The 2,756-nt window shown below is 70.6% G+C and carries 2 protein-coding genes; one reads left to right on the forward strand and one right to left on the reverse strand.

The genetic code is table 11. The features are described from left to right. The first annotated feature begins 231 nt into the window (after positions 1-231). Positions 232-2,454, forward strand: a complete 2,223-nt coding sequence (locus tag HMPREF3105_RS09810) for an NADP-dependent isocitrate dehydrogenase (RefSeq protein WP_070709453.1) — start codon at positions 232-234, stop codon at positions 2,452-2,454. Positions 2,455-2,615: 161 nt separating this feature from the next. On the opposite strand, the gene HMPREF3105_RS09815 is transcribed toward HMPREF3105_RS09810, so the two are convergent. Beyond that, positions 2,616-2,756: methylated-DNA--[protein]-cysteine S-methyltransferase (locus HMPREF3105_RS09815; protein ID WP_141762490.1), on the reverse strand; the 141-nt coding region annotated here is incomplete at its 5' end.

Consider the following 2,756-nt stretch of genomic DNA (forward strand, 5'->3'; position numbering starts at 1 on the left):
GGACCGGCCGTGCCGCCGGCGTCGGGGGGCGCCCCCGCCGACCCGACGCCCCCCTGGTACCCGGGCGACCCCGCCCGGCCCGGCGAGGGCACCGGCGACGGCCGGGGACGCTGACGCCGAGCCACACACGGTGTGGCGCGTCCGAGGCGCCGGGTAGATTGGCGGGGAGTCACCCGTTCCCTGCCGACGAGGGCCGCGTCTCGAGTGCGGCCAGAAGGAGAGATCATCCGCATGTCGAAGATCATCTACACGCTCACGGACGAGGCCCCCATGCTGGCCACCGCGTCGCTGCTGCCGATCGTGCGTGCCTACGCGGGCACCGCCGGCGTGGAGCTGGAGACCCGTGACATCTCGCTGGCCGGCCGCATCCTCGCCGCGTTCAAGGACGTCCTGCCCGAGGACCAGCGCACCGCGGACGCCCTCGCCGAGCTCGGCGAGTTCGTGAAGTCCCCCGAGGCGAACGTCATCAAGCTGCCGAACATCTCCGCCTCCGTGCCGCAGCTGCGCGCCGCGATCAAGGAGCTGCAGGCGGACGGCTACGCGCTGCCGGAGTACCCGGACGAGCCGAAGACCGACGAGGAGAAGGACGCGAAGGCGCGCTACGACTCGGTCAAGGGCTCCGCCGTGAACCCGGTGCTGCGCGAGGGCAACTCGGACCGCCGCGCTCCGAAGGCCGTGAAGGCGTACGCCAAGCGCTTCCCCCACTCGATGGGCGAGTGGACCCCGGACTCCAAGACCGCCGTCGCCACCATGGGCGCGGACGACTTCCGAGCCAACGAGCAATCCGTGACCCTGCCGACCGCCGACGTGCTGACGATCGAGTTCACCGGCGAGGACGGGAAGACCACCGTGCTCAAGGAGGGCCTGAAGGTCCTCAAGGGCGAGGTCGTGGACGGCACGTTCATGTCCGCCAAGGCCCTGGACGCGTTCCTCGCCGAGCAGGTCAAGCGCGCCAAGGAGGAGGGCATCCTCTTCTCCGCACACCTGAAGGCCACCATGATGAAGGTCTCCGACCCGGTGATCTTCGGCCACGTCGTGAAGGCCTACTTCTCCGAGCTGTTCGAGAAGTACGGCGAGCAGCTGGCCGCCGCCGGCCTGTCCGCGAACAACGGCCTCGCCGCGATCGAGGGCGGCCTGGACAAGCTCGACGCCGAGACCGCCGAGGGTGTGCGCGCCGCCATCGCCGCCGCCTACGAGAACGGCCCGGACGTGGCCATGGTGAACTCCGCCAAGGGCATCACCAACCTCCACGTGCCCTCCGACGTGATCGTGGACGCCTCCATGCCCGCCATGATCCGCACCTCCGGCCGCATGTGGAACAAGGACGACCAGACCCAGGACACCCTGGCCGTCATCCCGGACTCCTCCTACGCCGGCGTCTACCAGGCCGTGATCGACGACTGCAAGGCCAACGGCGCCTACGACCCCACCACCATGGGCACCGTCCCGAACGTGGGCCTCATGGCGCAGAAGGCCGAGGAGTACGGCTCGCACGACAAGACGTTCATCATGGACGCCGCGGGCACCGTGGCCGTGAAGAACTCCGCCGGGGAGACCCTGCTCTCCCACGACGTCGAGGCCGGCGACATCTGGCGCGCCTGCCAGACCAAGGACGTCCCGGTGCGCGACTGGGTGAAGCTGGCCGTGACCCGCGCCCGCGCGTCCCAGACCCCGGCCGTGTTCTGGCTGGACGAGACCCGCGCCCACGACCGCGAGCTCATCAAGAAGGTCGAGGAGTACCTCAAGGAACACGACACCGAGGGCCTGGATCTGCGCATCCTCTCCCCGGTGGAGGCCACCAAGCTCTCGGTGGAGCGCATCCGCCGCGGCGAGGACACCATCTCCGTGACCGGCAACGTGCTGCGTGACTACAACACGGACCTGTTCCCGATCCTCGAGCTGGGCACGTCCGCGAAGATGCTGTCGATCGTCCCGCTGCTCAACGGCGGCGGCCTGTTCGAGACCGGTGCGGGCGGCTCCGCCCCGAAGCACGTGCAGCAGCTGCTGGAGGAGAACCACCTTCGCTGGGACTCCCTCGGCGAGTTCCTCGCGCTGGCCGTGTCCTTCGAGCACGAGGCGGTCGCGAACGAGAACCACCGCGCGCAGGTCCTGGCGGACACCCTGGACGCCGCCACCGGCACCCTGCTGATCGAGGGCAAGTCCCCGAAGCGCAAGGTCGGCGAGCTGGACAACCGCGGCAGCCACTTCTACCTGGCGCTGTACTGGGCCCGCGAGCTGGCGAAGCAGACCGAGGACGCCGAGCTGGCGGCCGCGGCGAAGCCGATCGCCGAGGAGCTGGGGGCCCAGGAGGAGACCATCCTGGCCGAGCTCAACGGCGTGCAGGGCTCCCCGGTGGACCTGGGCGGCTACTACTGGCCGGAGCTGGAGAAGGTCACCTCCGTGATGCGCCCGTCCGCGACGCTCAACGCGATCGTGGACAAGCTCTCCGTCTGAGCGACTGAGCGACTGAGCGGCTGAGCGCCGGGGGCCGGGTCGCGTGCGTGGAGCGCGCGGCCCGGCCCCTTCTCGTGTCCGCAACGCGGGTTGAGTTGTCACGGGTGTGCGTGCCCGGGACCCGTGACAACTCAACCGACGTTGCCGTGGGGAGGGGCCGGTCAGCCCGCGCGCGCCGCCTCGTGGGCCAGCAGGGCCTGCTTCGCGGCGGTGCCGTAGAGGTAGTGGCCCGCGGCGCCGTCGGCGCGCACCACGCGGTGGCAGGGCACGACGACGGCCGCCAGGTTGGCGGCGCACGCCCC

The sequence above is a fragment of the Micrococcus sp. HMSC31B01 genome, from assembly GCF_001816085.1.
GTDB classification, from domain to species: domain Bacteria; phylum Actinomycetota; class Actinomycetes; order Actinomycetales; family Micrococcaceae; genus Micrococcus; species Micrococcus luteus.